We start from the raw sequence: 21077 nt of genomic DNA, 5'->3' as shown, positions 1-21077 counted from the left end.
ACCGGGCGCAAGGTTACTGTTTTGAACATTACCTGGAAAATATAGAGGACTGTATATGTCTGTTATCAAGATGACCGACCTGGATCTGGCGGGCAAACGCGTTCTGATCCGTGCTGACCTGAACGTGCCGGTAAAAGACGGCAAGGTCACTTCCGATGCACGTATTGTCGCCACCCTGCCGACCATCAAGCTGGCTCTGGAAAAGGGCGCCAAGCTGATGATCACCTCCCACCTGGGTCGTCCGACCGAAGGCGAGTACAACGAAGAGTTCTCCCTGGCTCCGGTTGTTAACTATCTGAAAGACGCGCTGTCCTGCAAGGTGACCCTGGCCAAGGATTACCTGGATGGCGTTGATGTCGCCGCCGGTGAGCTGGTCGTACTGGAAAACTGCCGCTTCAACAAGGGCGAGAAGAAGAACGCCGAAGAGCTGGCCCGTAAGTACGCCGCGCTGTGCGACGTGTTTGTAATGGACGCATTCGGTACCGCTCACCGCGCCGAAGGTTCCACCTACGGTGTGGCCCAGTTTGCTCCGATCGCCTGCGCCGGTCCTCTGCTGGCTGGTGAACTGGAAGCCCTCGGCAAGGCCATGGACAACCCGGCTCGCCCGATGGTGGCCATCGTTGGTGGTTCCAAGGTGTCCACCAAGCTGACCGTACTGGAGTCCCTCTCCAAGATTGCTGACCAGCTGGTGGTCGGTGGTGGCATCGCCAACACCTTCATCGCTGCTGCCGGTCACAACGTCGGTAAGTCCCTGTGCGAACACGACCTGCTCGATACCGCCAAGAAGCTGGCTGCCGAGACCTCCATTCCGGCTACTACCGACGTCGTGGTTGGTAAAGAGTTCTCCGAGTCCACTCCGGCCACCACCAAGTCGGTTTCTGACGTGGCTGACGACGACATGATCTTCGATATCGGCCCGGATTCTGCCAAGGCGCTGGCTGACATCATCATGAACGCCAAGACCATCCTGTGGAACGGCCCGGTCGGTGTGTTCGAGTTCGACCAGTTCGCCAAGGGTACCGAAGTGATCGCCCGTGCGATCGCCGAATCCCCGGCCTTCTCCATCGCTGGCGGTGGTGACACCCTGGCTGCTATCGACAAGTTCGGCATCGCCGACAAGGTCTCCTACATCTCCACTGGCGGCGGCGCCTTCCTGGAGTTCGTAGAAGGCAAGAAGCTGCCGGCTGTTGCCATCCTGGAAGAGCGTGCTAAAGCGTAATTCGTGACCCGAAACGGGGGGCAAAAGCCTCCCGTTTCGTTTATCATGTGGCCGCCTTGCCGGTTCATGATGAACCCCCCATTTTTTTCGGCATACGAGAATAGGACGAGAAACATGTCTAAGAAGATTTTCGACTTCGTTAAACCCGGTGTACTGACTGGTGATGACGTACAGAAGGTATTCGCAGTCGCCAAGGAAAACGGCTTTGCCCTGCCGGCCGTCAACTGCGTTGGTACCGACTCCGTCAACGCCGTACTGGAAGCTGCCGCTAAGGTGAAGGCTCCGGTCATCGTTCAGTTCTCCAACGGCGGCGCCGTGTTCTTCGCCGGTAAGGGTCTGAAGCTGGAAGGCCAACAGGCTGCTGTCCTGGGCGCCATCGCGGGTGCTAAGCACGTTCACGCCGTGGCTGAAGCCTACGGTGTTCCGGTGATCCTGCACACCGACCACGCTGCCAAGAAGCTGCTGCCGTGGATCGACGGTCTGCTGGACGCCGGTGAGAAGCACTTCGCCGAAACCGGCAAGCCGCTGTTCTCCTCCCACATGCTGGATCTCTCCGAAGAGACCCTGGAAGAGAACATCGACATCTGCTGCAAGTACCTCGAGCGCATGGCCAAGATGGGCATGACTCTGGAGCTGGAACTGGGTTGCACCGGTGGCGAGGAAGACGGTGTGGACAACAGCCACATGGATCAATCCGCCCTGTACACTCAGCCGGAAGACGTGGCCTACGCCTACGAGCGTCTGTCCAAGATCAGCCCGCGTTTCACCATCGCTGCCTCCTTCGGCAACGTACACGGTGTTTACAAGCCGGGTAACGTCAAGCTGACCCCGTCCATCCTGGATGCTTCCCAGAAGTTCGTTTCCGAGAAGTTCGGTATCCCGGCTAAGAGCCTGGACTTCGTGTTCCACGGTGGCTCCGGCTCTACCCTGGAAGAGATCCGCGAATCCATCTCCTACGGCGTGGTGAAGATGAACATCGACACCGACACCCAGTGGGCAACCTGGGAAGGCGTGCTGGACTTCTACAAGACCAACGAAGCCTACCTGCAAGGCCAGCTGGGCAACCCGGAAGGTGCCGACAAGCCGAACAAGAAGTTCTACGATCCGCGCGTATGGCTGCGTGCCGGTCAAGTGACCATGATCAAGCGTCTGGAAGGGGCTTTCTCCGACCTGAACGCCATCGACGTGCTGTAATCCAGCTCATCGAGTGAAACAGGGCGCCCTTCGGGGCGCCCTTTGTTTTTGTTTGAAGGGCATCACGGCCACAGAGGTGGGCAGCCTCCCCCTTTTCGTTTAGCTTGGTAAGCACCCACTCATAGGCAGGATGCTGATGATGACGCCAGGCTCCCTCGAGCATACCCACTCCTATTACGCCGCCACTCGCAACGATGACGCCACCTGGCCAGAGCTGGAAGGGGAGCTCAGCGCCGACGTGTGTGTCGTCGGCGGTGGGTTTACCGGCCTCAACACGGCCATCAACTTAGCCGAGCTCGGTTACTCCGTGGTACTGCTGGAGGGGCGGCGCATCGGCTGGGGGGCCTCCGGGCGCAACGGGGGCCAGCTCATTCGCGGCATCGGTCACGACACCCGCCAGTTTTCCCGCTACCTCGGCGCGGAAGGGGTTAGGGCGCTCGATCTGATGGGGATCGAGGCGGTGCAGCTGGTCAAGGATCGCATCGCCCGCTTTGGTATCGACTGTGACTTGCGGCTCGGTTACTGCGATCTGGCGACCAAGTGGCGCCATCTGGTGGAGTTTGAGCAGGAGCAGCGCCACCTTGAGGCGCTCGGCTACCCCTTCGCGCTGCGTCAGGTGGAGCGCGCCGAGATCCACCGTATCGTCGGCTCGGATCGCTACATCGGCGGTCTGGTCGACATGGGCTCAGGCCACCTGCATCCGCTCAACCTGGCGCTTGGCGAGGCGCGCGCCGCCGCCTCGCTGGGGGCTCGCATCCACGAACACTCGCTGGTGACTCGCATCGACTATGGCCGGAAAGTGGCGGTCACCACCCGCTATGGCCGGGTCGAGGCCGAGACCCTGGTGCTCGGCTGCAACGCCTATCTTGGCGAGCTGCATCCGAGGCTCGGGGCCCAGGTGCTGCCGGCGGGCTCCTACCTCCTCGCCACCGAGGTGCTGCCCAGGCGGCTGCGGGAGCGATTGTTGCCACAGAACATGGCGGTGTGTGACCAGAACGTGGCGCTCGACTACTATCGCCTGTCGGCCGATGGGCGTCTGCTGTTTGGCGGGGCGTGCAACTATTCGGGGCGCGATCCGAAGGACATCAGGGCGTTCATGCTGCCCAAGCTGCTGCGGGTGTTCCCCGAGCTGGCCGGGGTCGGTATCGAGTTTGCCTGGGGCGGCATGCTGGGGATCGGCGCCAACCGCCTGCCCCAGATCGGGCGCCTTTTGGATCACCCCAACGTCTTTTACGCCCAGGCCTACTCCGGGCACGGGCTCAATGCCACCCATCTGGCGGCCAAGCTGGTGGCCGAGGCGATCCACGGTCAGAGTCGCGGCTTTGAGCTGTTCGCTTGCGTGCCACATCGGCGTTTTCCGGGAGGGCGGCACTTGCGCTCCCCCCTGCTGGCCCTTGGCATGCTCTGGTATCGCCTCAAGGATTGGCTGTAAAAAAAAGAGGCTCCCCGCGGGGAGCCTCTTTTTCGTGATGGGCCTTACAGGCTGTACATCAGGCCGGCACTGAAGGTGCTCATCTCGGTGTCGTAGAAATTGATATCCGAGTTGGATTCGGCCCAGCCGGCGCTCAGCACGCCGCTCAGCTTGTCGACACCAAACAGCTGGTGCCAGAAGAAGGTGCCGTTGAGGCCCCACTCGTCTGCATTGGCCTTCTTGCCATAGATGGGGTTGGCTTCGTCATAGCTGCGCTTGCCGCCAAAGACGTTGCCAACCAGGCTCCACTGCGGGCCGGTCTTGGCATAGGTCAGTTGCAGGTGGGTGGTGTCGCTGCTTTCGGCCTTGCCGTCGAGATCGGCGCGCTTGTAGATGATGGCCGGGGTCAGGGTCTGATCTTGTTGCAGACGCCAGTCATAGGAGAGTTCGACCCGGTGCAGGTTGCCGTTGCGATCCAGCAAGTTGGCCTCGTCACGGGTCAGCTGACCCAGGCTGATCAGCTGCTCGCCGCTGCGCTCGCTGTCGACCTTGCTGGTGCGCCAGGTATAAGCCAGGTTGACGTGGCTGCCGCCGATGTCATCCCAGGCGAAACGGGCGCCTTGGGTCTTGTAGTCGGTCTTGCTGCGATTGCGACCGACCTGATAGGGGTCGGCCCAGGTCTTGGCGGGCATGGCGGAGAAGACATAACCGGCAGAGAGGATGCCATAGGTGCCCACCTGCTGGCGCACGCCAAACTGCTGGGCGAGGTCATAGCGCACCGCGTCTTGGATCAGGTTGCCGAGAAACAGCTGGGTGCGGGTATCGGCGAAGGTGTAACGCAGATCCGCGCCGAGCAGCGGCTGCACCGAGCTTTCATGGGAGGGGGACTGGAAGACCGAGTCAATCTTGGCTTCGCCCTTGTCGCCTTTGAAGAAGTTGGACTGGTACTCCTGGGCTGTGACGCCTGCCATGACAAAGCCGGAGAAACCGGATTCATTGGGGATGGTCAGGACATCGGCCTGGGCTGCCTGGGCGCCGAGAATGGCCAATGCGACCAGAGAATATTTGGTCATGTGATCTTGTCTCCACTGCGGGAAGAGTAGCCTGGGGCTCGCAGTCTAATCGTGCAAGCTGAACTCAGGCTGTTTGAGGGGCGTGGCCGCGCTAAACGGTGACGCCGTGACGAGCAGAGTAAACCCTAAAGTGTGCTCGCGCACAACTTGGAGACGGCAACAGGTGAGTCGCCCCCCCCAGGCTGGTATGCTGAGGCGCAATTGTGACAAGAGTGCGAATGGATGAAACAGATCAAGTCGTGGGCTCAATATTATGTCGATCTGATGACCCGACTCGGGCTGGTGCGTTTCAGCATGCTGCTGGCGGCCGGCATCATAGTGCTGGCGGTGGCCATCCAGATGGGCGTCACTCTGTTTCTGCGCGGAGCGGTCGACATGGTCGACCTGGTGCGTTCGGTTTTTTTCGGTCTGCTGGTGACGCCCTGGGCGGTCTACTTCCTCTCCATCGTGGTGGATCAGCTGGAGGATTCGCGCCAGCGCCTGAGCCGCATGGTGCGCAAGCTGCAAGAGATGCGCGAGCGCGATCTTGAGCTCAACCGCCAGTTGCAGGAGAACATCACCCAGCTCAACGCCCAGATAGCCCAGACCCAGCGCCTCGAGGCGGCGCGCCAGCAGGCCATCGAGGATCTCGAGAACGAGGTGTTCCAGCGCGAGAAGGCCCAACTCAACCTCGAGGAGCGCACCGCCCTGCTGCGCTCTTTTATCGACTGCTCCCCCGATCTGGTCTACTACCGCAACGACAAGGAGCAGTTCTCCGGCTGCAACCGGGCCATGGAGGAGCTGACCGGGCGCAGTGAGGCCGAACTTATCGGTCTGACACCCTTTGACGTTTACAAGGAAGATATCGCGGCCAAGGTGGTGGAGACCGATCGCCAGGTGTTTGCCGACAATCAGTCGCTCACCTACGAGCAGTGGCTGGAATACCCTGATGGGCGCAAGGCGTACTTCGAGCTGCGCAAGGTGCCTTTCTTCGATCGTTTCGGCAAGCGCCTCGGCCTGCTTGGCTTTGGCCGCGACATCACCGAGCGCAAGCAATATCAGGACAAAATTGAGAAGGCGAGCCGTGACAAGACCACCTTTATTTCCACTATCAGCCATGAGCTGCGCACGCCGCTCAACGGCATAGTGGGGTTAAGCCGCATTCTGCTTGATACCCCCCTCGATGAGACCCGTCAGCAGCAGCTCAAGACCATTCACTTAAGCGCCGTGACCCTCGGCAACATCTTCAACGACATCATCGATCTGGATAAGCTCGACCGCCGCCGCCTCGAGATTGCACCGGCCCAGCTCGAACTGCCTGCCTTGCTCGATGAGCTGGAGATGCTGTCGCGCATTCAAGCCGAGCAGAAGGGGCTCTATCTGCACTTTGACCGGGATGGAGAGATCCCCCAGTTTGTGCTGGCCGACGGCACCCGGCTGCGTCAGGTGTTGTGGAATCTGGTGGGCAATGCGGTCAAGTTCACCGAGAGCGGCGGCGTCACCATCCGCTGCCTGACCCATCTTGATGAGGATAAGCACCACCTGGCGCTGCACTTCGAGGTGGAGGATACCGGCGTCGGGATTGCTCGCAGCGAGCAGGAGAAGATCTTCGCCCTCTACTATCAGGTGCAGGGGCAGCAACAGCAGGCCATCGGCACCGGGATCGGGCTGGCGGTCTCCCGGCAACTGGTGCAGGCGATGGGGGGAACCCTGACGGTCGACAGCGATCTGGGCGAGGGGGCCTGTTTCACGGTGGAGCTGGAGGTCGAGCTGGCCGAGGCGCCGTCAGGCCGGGAGGCCGAACTGGTGGTTTCGCCGCTCGATATTCTGTTAGTGGAAGATGTGGAACTCAACGTCACGGTGGCGTGCGCCCTGCTGGCCAAGTTTGGCCATCGGGTGGAGGTGGCTCGCAACGGTGCTGAGGCGTTGATCCGTGCCAATCCAGATGATTTTGACTTGATCCTGCTCGACATCCAGTTGCCGGACATGACCGGCTTTGACATCGCCGAGCGGCTGCTGGCCCGTTATGGCGACAGCCTGCCGCCCATGGTGGCGCTGACGGCCAACCTGGTGACCGATCGCCACACCTATCTGGCCCGTGGCATGGCCGATGTGATCCGCAAGCCGCTGCGCTCTGCGGCGGTGCGCGATGTACTGGGGCGGCTATTTGGCGGTATCGAGAGCGAGGGCGAGGCGGCGCAGGCCTGCGTGGATGACGAGGTGCTCGATCTCTCCTTCCTCACGGATTATGCCGCGGCCGTGGGCAAACCGGTGCTGCGCTCGAGCGTCGATCTGTTTGAGAAGATGATGCCGGACTACATGGCGGTGCTCGATTCCAACATGGTGGCCCGCGACCAGCAGGGCATTGCCGAAGAGGCCCACAAGATCAAGGGCGCCGCCGGCTCCATCGGTCTGCACCGTATCCAGCAACTGGCCCAGCAAATCCAGAGCCCGGATCTGCCGGCATGGTGGGAAAACGTCGAGGACTGGATTGAGGCGATGCGCCGTGAATACCCAGGCGATCTGGCCCGCCTGCGCGACTGGCTGAGGGAGTAATAAGCGATGTACCAGAGATTGATTCCGCCCCTGCGCTGGCACCAGCGAGTTGACGAGGGGCTGCTTGAGGCCACCGAGCGCGATCGTGCTCGCATTGTGCAGGCCGCCCCGGTGCGCCGCCTGCAACAGAAGACCCAGGTCTTCCCCCTCGATGTGCAGGCCTCGGTGCGCAGCCGCCTGACTCACTCGCTTGAGGTGCAGGAGACGGGCCGGCGCATCGTGCTGGCCATCTTGGCCCGCATGCCCGATCCCGGTGTTCCGCCGATGACCCTGCTGAGCCTGGTGGAGATGTCCTGCCTGCTACACGACGTGGGCAACCCGCCGTTCGGTCACTTCGGCGAGCAGGTGATTGGGGCATGGTGCCAGCAGCACTTACCGGCGCTCTACCCACAGGCTCTGGGGCGCGCCATGAGCGCGGCATGGGAGCCCTTTTTCACCGATCTTTGCCATTTCGATGGCAATGCCCAGAGCCTGCGCCTGGTGCACCACCTGCATGAGCTGGATCTCACCCTCGGCCAGTTGGCGGCCTTGTGTAAATATCCGGGGGGGGCCGAGGCGCAGGGGTGGCGTGCCAAGCGCGGGGTCTACTTAAGCGAGGCTCCTGTGATGGAGGAGGTGGCCAGGCGTCTCGGGCTGGCCCCCGGCAGTCGCCACCCGCTGGTGTACATCATGGAGGCGGCCGACGACGTCTCTTACTGCATCGCCGATCTGGAGGATGCAGTGGATCGCCGCCTGCTCTCCCATGTCGAGCTGCTGGCGGCCCTGCACGAGGCTCAGCCAGACAACTACATGGCCACCCTCATCACCCAGGCCGAGCAGAGTTGCGATGGCTTCTTTCCGGCGTTTCGCTTTGCGCTGGAGCGCGATCTGGTGGCGCTGGCCGCCCAGACCTACCTCGCCCATCACGATGCGATTCTGGCGGGCCGCCACGATGAGCCGCTGCTGCACGGCCAGAGCCCGGCGGCCCAGGCCCTTGAGACCTTGCGCCAGGTGGCGCGCCGCCATGTGTTCAAGCGGCGCGAGGTGGAGTCGCTTGAGCTGGAGGGCTTTGCCGCGCTGCGTGGCATCCTCGGCACCTACGCCACCTTGCTGGCGCTACCGGGCTCAGAGTTCCAGGCCGTGCTTGAGGGCAATGGAGGCCCTAGCAGTTTCCTGGCTAGGCGGCTGTGTCACCGCCTCTCGGCACGCCATGTGCGGGCCTATCACAGAGCGCTGGCGCACCCTGATGCCCGCTTTGCTGACGCGCACGATCAGGAGTGGTACTACCGGGTGCGTCTGCTCATCGACTACGTGAGCGGCATGACCGACACCTATGCGCTGGCGGAGTACCGCCTGCTCTCGGCCGGCGCCTGAGCCTCTCCCCCAATCGGGGGGGCGCCATTGTCCGGCCGGGCGGCCTGATTTAGATTGCTGCAACCTGTTTCACTTTTACGCGAGGAGATCACCATGAGCCATTCCATGACTCAAGCTGCGAACCTGTGCCCCCTCTTGGGTGGCGATGTTCGTGCGTCTCTTTCGCGTGGCGTGAACGGGTAATTCCATACTCTTTCATCACCCGCGGTTCTCTCGTGGGTGATGTCCTCTTCTCCGGGAGAACCGCATGTTCAAACGGAGCATCTTATGTCGATCGAACTGATTTTATTGCGTCCCCTGACCCTGTTGCTGGCCGCTCGCGTGCGCGAGTTGGAGTGCCGTGAGCGGCAGGCGCCGCTCCCCCTTTCTGCCCATCTGCGTCAGGATATCGGGCTGAGCGTCGCCGAGCCCTTGCGTCACCACCCCCAGCCGATGGGTGTCGCACCGCCCTGGCCTGGGGAACCCATACGTTAGTGCGCAGGCCCGCGTGGCCCGTACAACAAAACGCCCGGCCAATGGCCGGGCGTTCTCATTACACTGGGCCGCTAGCTGCGGCGGAAACTCTGGTTATCGAAACTGCCCTGGGTCTGGCGGTTAAGTAGGCTGACCAGCAGGATGGATCGCTTCTCACCATCGGGCTCTTGGTAGATGGCCTCGAAGCCTTGCAGCGGCCCTGACTCGATGAAGACCTTGTCGCCCGGTTGCGGCAGATCCGTATAGAGGGCGCGGGCCTCATCGCTGTCATCCTGACTCATCAGGCGATGGATCAGCTCTTTCGGGATCGGCGTCCACTGTTCGCCGAACTGGATGATGCGGGCGATGCCACGGGTGGATTTAATACGGATCGGGGGCACCAGTTCGAGATCGACATAGATGAACAGGTAGTTGGGGAACATGGGTTCCTTTACCTTGACCCGTTTGCCCCGTCTTATCTTCTCCACCTCCACCATGGGGTAGTAGGAGTCGATACCCTGGAGCTTCAGGTGTACCTCTGCGCGAGCCTCTTCCTTGGCTTTGCAGTAGGCGAGATACCATTGGTGCATGGGGATCCAGACAAATACGCGTGCTTTGTGGCTATGATAGCGAATGCCATAAAAAAGGCCACGTTGAGCGTGGCCTTAGCGGTGTGATTGCTGGATTTGTTACCAACCCTTGACCAATCCACCCTTGAACAGCTCGTTGCCTTTCTGGAAGACCTCTTCGCTCTGGAAGGCTTGCACGAACTGCTTCACCTTCTCGTCATCCTTGTTGTTCTCGCGGGCCACGATCAGGTTCACGTAAGGGGAGTCTTTATCCTCGACGAACAGGCCGTCGCGGGTCGGGGTCAGATCGATCTGGCTGGCGAAGGTGTTGTTGATCACCGCCAGATCCACGTCTTCCAGGGAGCGCGGCAGTTGGGCGGCCTCCAGTTCGACGATCTTCAGCTTCTTCGGGTTGGCCACGATGTCGAGCACGGTGGCTTCCAGACCGGCGCCCTCCTTGAGGGTCAGCAGGCCCTGCTTGGCCAGCAGGATCAGGGAGCGGCCCAGGTTGGTCGGATCGTTCGGTACGGCGACCTGAGCGCCATCCTTGAGTTCGGTGAGCGCCTTGATCTTCTTGGAGTAGCCGGCGATCGGATAGACGAAGGTGTTGCCGACCGGCACCAGCTTGAAGCCGCGATCACGGATCTGGGCGTCCAGGTAGGGCTTGTGCTGGAAGGCGTTGAGATCGATGCTGCCGTCGTTGAGCGCCACGTTGGGGGTGACGTAGTCAGAGAAGGTGACCACTTCCACGTTCAGGCCGTATTTTTCCTTGGCGAGTTTGGCGGCAGTCTCGACCAGCTCGGACTCGGCCCCTGCGATGGCGCCGACCTTCAGATTCTTGTCAGCGTCTTTTTGGCCGCAGCCCACCAGTACCAGCGCGGCGAGCAGCGCGGCTGCAACGGATTTGATACCCAATTTCATAGCTTTACCTCCAATGTAAAAGACAGGGCTCAGCGGTGATCGACCCGCTTGACCAGATGTTCACCCAGGCTCTGAATGAGCTGGACCAGGATAACCAGGATCACCACGGTGACCAGCATGACCAGGGGGTCGAAGCGCTGATAACCGTAGCGGATCCCCACGTCACCGAGCCCGCCGCCGCCGATGGCGCCGGCCATGGCCGAATAGTTGACCAGGGTCACCAGCGTGATGGTGACGCTGTTGATGATACCGGGCAGCGCCTCGGGCAGCATCACTTTACCGATGATCTGTAGCGGTTTGGCGCCCATGGCGCGCGCCGCCTCGACCAGCCCCTCCGGGATCTCCATCAGGGCCCCTTCCACCAGGCGGGCGAAGAAGGGAATGGCCCCTATGGTGAGCGGCACCACGGCGGCTGCGGTGCCGATACTGGTGCCGACGATCAGCCGGGTGAGCGGGATGATGGCCACCAGCAGGATGATGAAGGGCACCGAGCGGCCGACGTTGACCACCAGCCCGAGGGTCTGGTTCAGCAGCGGGCTGGCCAGGATCTGGCCGCGCTTGGTCACGTGCAATGCCACGCCGAGCGGCAGGCCGAGCAGGCAGCTGAACAGGGCCGAGGCCGCCACCATGATGAGGGTGTCGCCGAGGGCGGTGATGAGCAGGTTAATCATTGCTTCGGACATAGCCCAGCACCTCCAGTTGAATATGGTGTTCGATAAAGAAGGCCTGCGCCGCGTCGCACTGCTCCGGGCTGCCGAACAGCTCGGCCAGCAGGAAGCCGAACTTGACCCCGCCGGCGTACTCGATATCGGCCGACAGGATGCTGATGTCGATGTTGAAGCGGCGGCTCACCTCGGAGATGAGCGGACTGTCGACCGTGTTGCCGGTAAAGCCGAGCTTGACCAGCGGATTGCTCTGCGCGACCCGAGTCGGGCTGAGGCGGGCCTGGTATTCGTCAGGCACCGGCAGGTGGATGGTCGAGCGGATGAAGTCGCGGGCCAGCTCGGTCTTGGCGTGGCTGAAGAACCAGGCCACTTCGCCGTGCTCGATCAGCCGGCCGTCGCTGATGATGGCCACCTCGTCGCAGATGCGCTTGACCACGTCCATCTCGTGGGTGATGAGCAGTATGGTCAGCCCCAGCTTGGCGTTGATCTCCTTGAGCAGCGCCAGGATCGAGTGGGTGGTCTGGGGATCGAGGGCCGAGGTGGCCTCGTCGCACAGCAGTACCTTGGGGGAGGGGGCCAGGGCGCGGGCGATAGCCACCCGCTGCTTCTGGCCGCCGGAGAGCTCGGCCGGGTAGGCGTGGGCGCGTTGCTCCAGCCCCACCAGAGACAGCAGCTCCTTCACCCGCGCGCCGATGCGCGCCTTGTCCCAGCCGGCCAGTTCGAGTGGCAGCGCCACGTTGCCGGCGACGGTACGCGAGGAGAGCAGGTTGAAGTGCTGGAAGATCATGCCGATCTGGCGGCGCGCCTGAGTCAGCTCGTTAGCGGAGAGGGCGGTCAGATCCTGGCTGTCGACGATCACCTGACCCGTGGTCGGGCGCTCGAGCAGGTTAACGCAGCGGATCAGGGTGCTCTTGCCGGCACCCGAGGCGCCGATCACCCCGACGATCTTTCCCTGTGGGACGTCAAGGCTCACCTCGCGCAGGGCGTACACGGCATCACTGCCATCGCCATAGACTTTGCTGAGACCTTTCAACTGAATCATGAAATCATCCGTGTTGACTGTGCTGCAGTATGGGGGGCTACAGGCTGGAATGACGGGCAGAGGAATGGCTGTCAGACCCTGCCTAGATAGTGGATGATGCTAAGATGTCTGGATGTCCATGTCAACGAGTGTTTCTACGTCTAGACGTCCAAAATAGGAAATGCTTTGCTGATCTTTGCATAAGCGATAAAAAAGACCGCTCCGGGGAGCGGTCAATAGCCACCAAGGTTGGGGCTGGGCCCGCCAGGGCGGGCCGCGCTGTGTGCGTTATTGGGCGGTGCGTTCACCGGCCCCAGCCTGCTCCTTGAGGAAGCTGATCCAGGGGGTGGCGCGACCGCTGATGTTGCCGTTCTGGGCCGCCTGGCTGAAGGCGGTGAGCGCCTCTTTCGGCTTGTCCTGCTCGAACAGGGCGACGCCGGCCAGGAACTTGAGCTCGGCGCGCTGCTCGCCGCTGGCGCCGGGGGCCGGTTTGCCCGCCAGCGCCACCAGATCCCCATAGCGCTTGGCCTGCACCATCATGCGCGCCATCTTCAGCTGCAACTCCGGATCGCCGGACTGGCGCAGGGAGGCCTGCATGGTGTCGATGGCTGGGTTAAGCTCCTTGGCCTGGTGCCAGTAGTTGGCCAGAGTCTTGAGGTTGGCGGCGCTTTGCGCCAGTTTCCCCTCCTTCATGGCACGCTCCATCACGCGGGCGGCGCGGTGGGGAATGCCGTTGAAGGCGAGGTAGTTGCAAAGGCGCATCAACTCGGCCGGCTCGGTCAGCAGCCCCAGCTTGTCGGCGTTCTCAAGGGCCGCCAGGGCCTTGAGATCGTTGCCTGCCTGCTGGTGCATGGCCGAGAGCTGGGTCCAGTACTTCTTCTTTTCCGGGAACATGCCGACCAGTATGGTGAGCACCTCGGTCGCCCCCTTGTACTGCTTGAGCTCATAGTGGGCGCCCATCTTCAGCAGATACCAGGACTCGGGGGCCTTGGCGCCGGAGAGGCGGATCGCCTGATCGGCGGCCGGGATCGCCTCCTTATATTGCTTGAGCTGGACATAGGCGTTGGCCAGGGTGATGTAGGCATGAGGCGTGGGTTTCTCATCCTTGCCGAGGTTGGCAAACCACGCCTGCATGGTCTTCACCGAGGCGCCAAAGTTGCCCTGCGCCATGTAGAGCTGGGCCAGGTTGTAGCGCACCTGCTGAGCCACCGGGGCCGGCAGGCCGCCGGTCGCGATGGCGTCGGCGAAGTACTGGGTCGCCTGGCCGTATTTCTCCTGCTGCGCGGCCACGAAGCCCAGGGTCTGCAAGATGACCCCCTTGTCGTAGATACGCTCGCCGGCGCCGGCCAGGGCCTCTTGCAGCTTGCCGTTGGCCTCACCGTACCGCTTCTCGCTGATCAGCGCCTGCGCCTTATTGACCGCCCGGTAGGCGCGATCTGAAAGTGCCGGCTGCTCGGCCGCCCGAGGGGCAGTGCTGATGAGCACCGCCAGGGCGACGGGGGCCAGGCCCCACTGTTTCCATCCTTTCATCGCCACTCCTTAGTTGACCACAAACTCGATCTCTTGCTGCATCCGGCTCGTCTGCGGCTTGCCATCGACCATGGCCGGCTTGAAGGTCCACTTGGCGATGGTCTTCCTGGCCTCCTTGCCGAGGTCATAGCTGCGCGGCTCCTCTCGCACGATACGGATATTGGTGACGGTGCCGCGCTCGGTGACGGTGAACTCCACCACCACCTTGCCCGACGCCAGCCCGGCCAGGGCTGCCTTGCGCGGCATCATGGGCTCGAAGGTGGCCAGCGCGATGGCGCCGTTGTTGCCACCGACGCCGCCGCCACCGGTGCCGGTGCTGTAGGCGCCGAGGGCATTGCCGCCCGCTATGTTGACCGGGATGTCGAGCTTGGGCATGTCCATCGGTGCGCTCTCCATCTGCGGCCGATCCGTGCTGGCCACCTCCATCTCGGGTGGCGGGGGCGGGCGGTTCAGCGGCGGCGGTTTGGGCAGCTCACGCTGCCGCTCCTGGACAGTTTCCTGGGGCTTGATGCGAATAAAGTCGGTCATGGTGACCTCCTCCTTCTCGCTCAGCTCCCGGTGATCCGGTGTGATCAGCTTGTTCATCCCGAGAAACAGGAAGAACACCACCACACAGGAGACCACCAGCGATATCAGGTATCTCATGGGGCTCCCTCCGGCCTCAACTGCTCTTGCTGGCGGCGATCGAGATGTTCTGCACGCCAGCCATGCGGATCTGATCCATCACCTCGACCACCAGCCCGGAGCGGGACTCGGTATCGGCCTGGATCACCACGGCGCTCTCGGGGTTTTCGGCCCGCAGCCGCTCGACGTTGGCGCGCACGGCCCCCACCTCGACGCTGCGCTTGTCGATCCAGACCTGGCCATTGGCGCGCACGGCGACCATGATGTTGCCCTTCTTCACCGTCTCGGCCGTGCTGGCGCTCGGACGGTTGATCTCGACCCCGGACTCCTTGACGAAGGAGGTGGTGACGATGAAGAAGATGAGCATGATGAACACGATGTCCAGCATGGGGGTGAGGTCGATGGCCGCCTCGTCTGCCCCGCTGTCGCTGTGACGTTTTCTCATAGCTAGAACTCCTTGTGCGGCCGGGGGGGCGCCCCGGCCTGTGCTTCCTGCATTAACCGTGTTTCAGGCTGTCTTCCAGCTTCTCGACCGCCAGTTTGGCTCTGTGGTCGAGGCGGTTGACGAAGAACAACCCGGAGAGGGCGGCAACCATGCCGGCCATGGTCGGTACCGTGGCCTTGGAGATGCCGGAGGCCATGGCGCGCGGCGAGCCGGTGCCGGTGATGGCCAGGGTGTCAAACACCTGCACCATGCCGACCACAGTCCCCAGCAGCCCCATCAACGGACACAGGGCGATCAGCACCTTGATGATCGGCATCCCCTTGTTGACGGCCATGGCGACCCGGGAGACCAGCTCACGGCGGATCTGCTTGGCCGACCAGGAGTGGTGATCCCCGCGCGCCAGCCAGAGCGAGCGGGTCTCCTTGACCTGTTGCGGGTAGACGGTACGGAAATAGAGCCAACGCTCCAGCAGCAGCGCCCACATCATCAGGGTCAGGAAGAAGAGGGCAACCAGCACCTCTCCTCCCAGACCAAGGAAGTAGCGCAGCGCCTCAATCTCCTCAATCAACCAGAACCACATGGACGTCTCCTTACGCTGCCTTGGCGTGCAGGCGCTCCTGATAGCGGGCCACGTAACCGGCGCTCTGCTCTTCCAGCAACTGGATCAGGCGGCGGCTCTGGGTCTGCACCATGGTGTAGAGGAACAGGATGGGCACGGCCACCACCAGACCCTGCATGGTGGTCACCAGGGCCTCGGAGATGCCGCCCGCCATCAGCTTGGGATCGCCGGTCCCGAACAGGGTGATGGCTTGGAAGGTGGCGATCATCCCCACCACGGTACCGAGCAGGCCGAGCAGCGGCGCCACCGAGGCGATCAGCTTGAGCACGCTCAGCCCCTTCTCGAGCTTGGGCACCTGCTTGAGGATGATCTCGTCGAACTTGGACTCGAGATCCTCAATGTTGTCGCCGCGGTGGGCCTGATAGGCCTCCAGCATCTCGCCGATCGGGTTGCCCTTAATGGCGCTGTCGGACTTGAGCTGCTTGCGCATGGCGCTGCCCAGCAGGGAGAGGCGGACGCCGCAGAACAGGGCTAGCAGCAGACCGAGCAGGCCGAGCACCATGATGACGTAGCCGACCTCCCCCCCTTGGTCGAGGCGCTCTTTGAGGTTGGGGGTCTGCACCAGCAGCGAGAGGATCACGCCACGGGAGGGGTCGATGTAGATGGGCTTGACGCTGCCGTCGGCCTGCTCGAAGTCGCTCACCGGCTGGAGGATGGCGCTGTCAGGCTGGCGCGGCAACTGTTCGAACTTGCCGGTCTCGGGAATGAAGGAGAGGTACTTGCCGTCGGCCAGGGTGTTGAACTCACTGATCTGGGTCACAGTGTGTTCGCCCTGGTTGCCCTCACCATAGACCACGGTGGCCGGGAACTGGGTCACCTTGCCGGCGTCGACCATGCGGCTCAGTAAGGTGGTCCAGAACTGGGCCAGCTCGTCGCTGGAGGGAAGCTCCTTGCTGTCGGCCAGCTTGGCCAGCAGCTTGCCCTGCTCGGGGTATTGTAGGCGCAGCGCCGAGTTGTTGAAGATGCCGCGAAACTCCCCGGCGAACTGGCGCAGCACCCCGAACATCTCGCCCATGTTGCCAGAGCGCTGGCGCAGGGTTTCGGTCAGCTCGGTGAGCTGCTTGTCATTGGCATCGAAGCTGGCCTTGAGCTTCTCGCCGCGGGCCAGCTCGGCGCTGAGTTCGGCTTTGGCCTTGGCCAGCAGGGCGGCCTGCTGGTTCTTGTCGGCGAGGAAGCGGGCCTCGCGCTCGGCGTTGAGCTTGGACTCGGCGGCGCTCTCGCTCTTGAGCTGGCTTAGCAGGGCGTTGAGATCGGCCGGTTTTTCGGCCGCGCTGATCGGCAGGGTGAAGAGGGCGGCGCCGGCGATCAGGGCGGCGACGGCGTGCTTGATGGCGTTCATTATGCTTTCTCCGCAGTTTGGACCGGCAGCTTGATCAGGGCGGGGGGCGCTTGTTTTTTGGCGATGCGCAGGCCCTGTTCGACGGCGCTGCGATACTCCTGAGGCAGGGTTTCCCACTGGCGGCTCTTCTTGTTCCACATGCCGGTCTCCTGACCGTCCGGAGACTGGTAGAGCAGGGCGATGCGGCCCACTCGCAGGAACTCATAGGTCTTCTCGCTGCCATCTTTTTGCTGCAAGCTGGCCTTGTAGGCCTCGATGGAGCGGCTAAACCCCTCCTCAATCTGGTAGGCCTCGAGGATCTTGCGGTACTTCTCGGAGATGGTGACGTCGGCGCGGTTCATCAGTTCGGTGAGGGACGCCACGCGCTCCTCGCGCTCGCTCTTTTGGAACGGCAGGTCGAGGGCCACGAACTGCTCGAGGGCGTCGATCATCTTGAGCATCAGGGGCACCACCTCGGTGCTGGTCTGGTCGATCTGGGCGATTTGGCGCTCCATCGAGGTCAGCTCGCTGCGCTGGGACTCGACCATCTTGGCGACCTGCTGGTTGTAGGTGGTGAGGCTGTCGAGCTGGCGCAGGGCGCTCTTGTACTGGGCCAGGGCGTTCTCGGCGGAGTCGGCGTAGTGGTCGATCTTCTGCTGGGAGGCCTTGGCGGCTTGGTCGGTGGTGGTTTGGGTGTCGACCGTCTGGGTGGCGGTGGCGGCACTCACGGCGAAGCTGGTCAACAGGGCGGCCGAAGCCAGGCTGCCCAGAAGCGCTCTCTTCATTTTATTAGTCCTTGTTTTCATAGAATTACCCTATCTCCATAACTTCCTTGGACGTTGGGCAAGGCCGGCCCGGTCAGGGCCGGCCTGGGTCACTCATCAGCCGGTCAGCCGATCAGAATTTCTGGGTGTAGTCGAGGTAGTAGATACGGCCGTCGATGCTGTAGATGTTCTCGTCGTAGGTGAAGCCGTCGCTCTCGAGGGAGGGCTCGCGGTTGAACATGTTCTTCACGCCGACCTGCACCTTGCCGTCCCACGGGGTCTGGACGCCCACGTTGATATTCCAGACGGTGTTGGAGGCGATGTGGCCCACTTCCTTGCCGGTGTCTGCGATGTAGTCCTGGCTCTGGGAGTCGATGTAGTTGGCGCTCAGATAAGCATCCATGTTCCACCACTGGGGCACGTTGACGCCGACCCCTGAGTTGAAGCGCATCTGCGGCAGGCCGTTCCAGCCGATCTTGTCCACCGAGGGACCACCGGCGTAGAGGCCCTCCTCAAACTTGAGGATATAGGTGCCGCCGAAGTCATAGCGCACGGTCGCCATCGGGAAGTCGTAACGGTAGTCGAGCTTGAAGTCGAGGCCGCTGGTCTTCAGGGTGCCGAGGTTGACCATGGGGGCGGTGGCGCCCTTGATCTTGCCCTGGCTGTTACGAACTATGTACGGCGAGCCGCCGTTGTTGAGTTCGTCATAGATGAGCGACTGCAACGAGTTGAGCTGGATCACGTCGTCGATCTTGATGGTGTAGTAGTCCAGCGAGAGGTTGAGATCCTCAAGCGGGCTGTAGCTGAAACCGAAGTTCCAGGTGTCGGCGGTCTCCTCCTTGAGATCCTCGTTGGAGGTGCGGGTGGTGTCGTACTGCTGGTTCGGGCAGTCGGCCGCGGCGATGCCGTTGGCCTGGCAGTAGACATAGTCCTTGCCCCAGTCGGCGGAGAAGGAGTCGGCCGAGTAGAGATCGCTCAGGCTCGGGGCGCGGAACGAACGGGACCAAGAGGTTCGCAGCATCAGGTTGTCGAGCGGCTGGTAGCGTACGCTGGCCTTGGGCGAGAAGGCGCTGCCAAAGTCGCTGTACTTGTCGTAGCGACCGGCGACGCTCAGCTCGACCTGCTCGGTGACCGGTACCAGGGTTTCGAGGTAGAGGGCGGTCACGTCGCGCTCGCCACCGGAGGAGTTACCGGAGGAGCCGATGACGTTGCCGGCCTCGGACTGGGCATCGTACTTGTCCTCATAGACCCAGTCGTTGTACTCGGCACCGGCATACCAGCTCACCGGCCCGGCCGGCAGCTCGCCCATGTCCCACTGAACCCCGACATACCATTGGTAGAAGTCCATGGTGGAGCGGCGGCTGGTGTCGGCGGTCATGGAGGCGGTGGTGCTGGCATCAAACTCGCCCTTAACCAGCTTGCCGTCGGCCACCGCCTGCTGGGCGGCGGACTTGAGCACGTAACCGGTGCCGTTCTCCTTGTTGTCGGTCTTGGAGTACATGTAGCCGGCATTCCACTGCATGTCGCCCACGCTCTCGGTCGGCAGCGTGCCTTCGAAGCCCAGGTTCATGGAGCCGGTGGTGTCGGTGACCAGGTTGTCGCGGGTGCCGACGTTGTTGAAGCGGTAGTAGGCGTAGGCCATCTCACCGGCGCCCAGGGTGGCGGCGGCATCCAGGCCGTTGTCGGTGAAGAACTGGGTGTTCTTCGGATTGCTCGGGTCAACGGCGAAGCTGCCGGCGGCCGGGGCGAAGCGGCCGAAGCTCTCGACGCGCGAGGCGATGAGCTGCGGCACGAAGTCGACGCTGTCGTTGATGTGATAGCGGCCGTTCACATACAGGGTGTCGCGGCTGCGCGAGGCGGTGGTGGCGGCAAACTTGCCGTAGTTGAAGTTGCACCCCCCATCGTGATTGACGAACGGCTCTTTACAGGTGCCGTCGGCATTGGTGACACCGGCCAGCGGGCCGTAGCTCCAGGTCGGCTTGCCATCGGCTCCGGTGCCGGTGATCCCTTCCACGTTGCGGCCATAGACGCTCGGCGCGTCGTTCCCCTGCTTGGAGAGGTAGTCGCGATCGCGGGCATAGATGATGTCTTTCTTGTCGTGCTCGTAGACGGCCATCAGGGAGCCCTTCTCCCCGGTGATACCGGCCAGGATGGAGCCACTCTTCTCGTCCCCCCCATCTTCGGTCGGGCTGCCGAGGCGCCCTTGGAACTCCAGCCCCTCGTACCCTTCCTTGAGCACCACGTTGACCACGCCGCCGATGGCGTCAGAGCCGTAGATGGCTGAGCCGCCGTCGAGGTTGACCTCGACCCGCTCAACCGCGGACATGGGGATGGTGTTGAGGTTGATGGCGGTGCCACCCATGGTGGGGGAGCCGGCTACCCGTTTGCCGTTGAGCAGCACCAAGGTGCGCTCCGAGCCCAGACCGCGCAGGCCGACGGTGGCCTGGGACTGGAAGGAGCTGCCGGACTGAGCGGAGTAACCCCCGAAGGAGTTGTAAGAGGCCTGCTTGAGGTAGTCGGCGACCGTCTGCTGGCCGGACTGTTCGATCTTGACCTTGGAGACGGAGACCACAGGGGTGGCGCCTTCCACGTCGACGCGAGAGATGCGCGACCCGGTCACCTTGATCTTTTGAAGCTTCTCGACATTCTGCCCCTCTTCGGCGGCAAAGACAGAGGGGGCCGCTGCTGCAGCGCTCACCAAGGCGAGCGCGATCGCAGCAGAAAGCCTGCTTTTCCTTAGCATCGCAGTATCCTTCCTGATTGTTTATTTTGTTTGCTTCCAAACGCACGCTCTATGGCGACGTTGCAATACGCTTATCAAGATTCGGAGGAAGGCGTCAATCGTGTAAGAAAATGGGGATAAAAAGAGGTGGGGTTCACAGTTTTTCTGAAAAAAGCGTTAATGGCAGCTTATTTATCTGGGTCTTGTGGGTTTTTTCTGATCATTGTCACAATATTAACGCAGCTTGGTAGGATTAAATGCCAAAGTGGAACTTTCTTAAATAATAATGGTCACATTAAGCGTTATTCTTATTTTTCCCATCCGATTAGAATATTTCTCTGAAACCAATGCACTTGCTGCGATCGATGTAAAACGTTTTTCTTTTCGCCGCTCGCCAAGCTCAGTTTTGGTGGGTGTGTTTTTTATTCTTTTGTTTTCAATAAGTTGTATTTATTGGTTGGTGGCTGTGTATATAGAAAGCATTGAGGTCGATGCGCTATGTTGGGGCGTGGTGCACCATGTCGATGCAGATGCAGAATAATGCTTCGAATTGCATGAAGTGAGATGTTTCTCTGCAAAAGGCGAGCTTGTGCCAAGGGTACTTGATTTTTGTTGCGGAGCTTTTACAGTGGCCCTGCTGA

The 21077-nt window shown here is 62.0% G+C and carries 18 protein-coding genes; 6 read left to right on the top strand and 12 right to left on the bottom strand.

What is annotated here, in order from left to right; all coding sequences use genetic code 11:
• Positions 1 to 55: 55 nt before the first annotated feature.
• The 3 genes from FE240_RS13135 to FE240_RS13125 all read left to right on the top strand — a co-directional run bounded on the left by FE240_RS13135 (position 56) and on the right by FE240_RS13125 (position 3845).
• Positions 56 to 1219: a phosphoglycerate kinase gene (locus FE240_RS13135; RefSeq protein ID WP_042046415.1), complete on the top strand. Its 1164-nt coding sequence runs from the start codon at positions 56 to 58 to the stop codon at positions 1217 to 1219.
• 114 nt (positions 1220 to 1333) lie between these two features.
• Positions 1334 to 2413, top strand: a complete 1080-nt coding sequence (gene fbaA, locus FE240_RS13130; protein ID WP_042046414.1) for a class II fructose-bisphosphate aldolase — start codon at positions 1334 to 1336, stop codon at positions 2411 to 2413.
• Positions 2414 to 2552: 139 nt separating this feature from the next.
• The gene (locus FE240_RS13125; protein ID WP_193004553.1) at positions 2553 to 3845 is read left to right on the top strand and encodes an NAD(P)/FAD-dependent oxidoreductase; all 1293 of its coding nucleotides are present in this window, start codon (positions 2553 to 2555) and stop codon (positions 3843 to 3845) included.
• A 44-nt stretch (positions 3846 to 3889) separates the two neighbouring features.
• On the opposite strand, the gene FE240_RS13120 is transcribed toward FE240_RS13125, so the two are convergent.
• A complete protein-coding gene (locus FE240_RS13120) occupies positions 3890 to 4897 on the bottom strand; it encodes a DUF2860 family protein (protein WP_042046412.1) in 1008 nt (335 codons plus the stop codon).
• A 222-nt stretch (positions 4898 to 5119) separates the two neighbouring features.
• On the opposite strand from FE240_RS13120, the gene arcB reads away from it, so the two are divergent.
• From arcB to FE240_RS13105, 3 genes are all read left to right on the top strand, one after another.
• A complete protein-coding gene (gene arcB / locus FE240_RS13115) occupies positions 5120 to 7432 on the top strand; it encodes an aerobic respiration two-component sensor histidine kinase ArcB (protein ID WP_193001522.1) in 2313 nt (770 codons plus the stop codon).
• A gap of 6 nt (positions 7433 to 7438) precedes the next feature.
• On the top strand, positions 7439 to 8785 hold the full coding sequence (gene dgt / locus FE240_RS13110; RefSeq protein ID WP_193001520.1) for a dGTPase: 1347 nt from the start codon (positions 7439 to 7441) through the stop codon (positions 8783 to 8785).
• 267 nt (positions 8786 to 9052) lie between these two features.
• Positions 9053 to 9259: a hypothetical protein gene (locus FE240_RS13105; protein WP_193001518.1), complete on the top strand. Its 207-nt coding sequence runs from the start codon at positions 9053 to 9055 to the stop codon at positions 9257 to 9259.
• A gap of 71 nt (positions 9260 to 9330) precedes the next feature.
• On the opposite strand, the gene rfaH is transcribed toward FE240_RS13105, so the two are convergent.
• The 11 genes from rfaH to FE240_RS13050 form a co-directional block, all read right to left on the bottom strand.
• Complete coding sequence (rfaH, locus tag FE240_RS13100; protein ID WP_193001516.1) at positions 9331 to 9828, bottom strand: transcription/translation regulatory transformer protein RfaH; 498 nt, start codon at positions 9826 to 9828, stop codon at positions 9331 to 9333.
• A 99-nt stretch (positions 9829 to 9927) separates the two neighbouring features.
• A complete protein-coding gene (gene metQ / locus FE240_RS13095) occupies positions 9928 to 10728 on the bottom strand; it encodes a methionine ABC transporter substrate-binding lipoprotein MetQ (RefSeq protein WP_193001514.1) in 801 nt (266 codons plus the stop codon).
• A 29-nt stretch (positions 10729 to 10757) separates the two neighbouring features.
• Positions 10758 to 11411, bottom strand: coding sequence for a methionine ABC transporter permease (locus FE240_RS13090; RefSeq protein WP_042046403.1), 654 nt, complete (start codon positions 11409 to 11411; stop codon positions 10758 to 10760).
• Positions 11392 to 12435: a methionine ABC transporter ATP-binding protein MetN gene (metN, locus tag FE240_RS13085; protein WP_193001512.1), complete on the bottom strand. Its 1044-nt coding sequence runs from the start codon at positions 12433 to 12435 to the stop codon at positions 11392 to 11394. The genes FE240_RS13090 and metN overlap by 20 nt, the downstream gene beginning before the upstream one ends.
• Before the next feature lie 267 nt (positions 12436 to 12702).
• Positions 12703 to 13944 carry a tetratricopeptide repeat protein gene (locus FE240_RS13080; RefSeq protein ID WP_193001511.1) on the bottom strand — a complete coding sequence of 414 codons (1242 nt, stop codon included), beginning with the start codon at positions 13942 to 13944 and terminating at the stop codon, positions 12703 to 12705.
• A 9-nt stretch (positions 13945 to 13953) separates the two neighbouring features.
• On the bottom strand, positions 13954 to 14589 hold the full coding sequence (locus tag FE240_RS13075) for an energy transducer TonB (RefSeq protein WP_193001510.1): 636 nt from the start codon (positions 14587 to 14589) through the stop codon (positions 13954 to 13956).
• A 16-nt stretch (positions 14590 to 14605) separates the two neighbouring features.
• On the bottom strand, positions 14606 to 15013 hold the full coding sequence (locus FE240_RS13070; RefSeq protein WP_042046396.1) for an ExbD/TolR family protein: 408 nt from the start codon (positions 15011 to 15013) through the stop codon (positions 14606 to 14608).
• A 52-nt stretch (positions 15014 to 15065) separates the two neighbouring features.
• A complete protein-coding gene (locus tag FE240_RS13065; RefSeq protein ID WP_193001509.1) occupies positions 15066 to 15593 on the bottom strand; it encodes a MotA/TolQ/ExbB proton channel family protein in 528 nt (175 codons plus the stop codon).
• 10 nt (positions 15594 to 15603) lie between these two features.
• Complete coding sequence (locus tag FE240_RS13060; protein ID WP_193001508.1) at positions 15604 to 16971, bottom strand: MotA/TolQ/ExbB proton channel family protein; 1368 nt, start codon at positions 16969 to 16971, stop codon at positions 15604 to 15606.
• A complete protein-coding gene (locus FE240_RS13055; protein WP_193001507.1) occupies positions 16971 to 17735 on the bottom strand; it encodes a DUF3450 domain-containing protein in 765 nt (254 codons plus the stop codon). The genes FE240_RS13060 and FE240_RS13055 overlap by 1 nt, the downstream gene beginning before the upstream one ends.
• Positions 17736 to 17847: 112 nt before the next feature.
• The gene (locus FE240_RS13050) at positions 17848 to 20457 is read right to left on the bottom strand and encodes a TonB-dependent receptor plug domain-containing protein (protein ID WP_193001506.1); all 2610 of its coding nucleotides are present in this window, start codon (positions 20455 to 20457) and stop codon (positions 17848 to 17850) included.
• Positions 20458 to 21077 lie beyond the last annotated feature (620 nt).

The organism is Aeromonas simiae, assembly GCF_014892695.1.
Taxonomy (GTDB): domain Bacteria; phylum Pseudomonadota; class Gammaproteobacteria; order Enterobacterales; family Aeromonadaceae; genus Aeromonas; species Aeromonas simiae.
The sequence above is the reverse complement of the archived record's forward strand: the minus strand, read 5'-3'. Positions and strand labels throughout refer to the sequence as shown.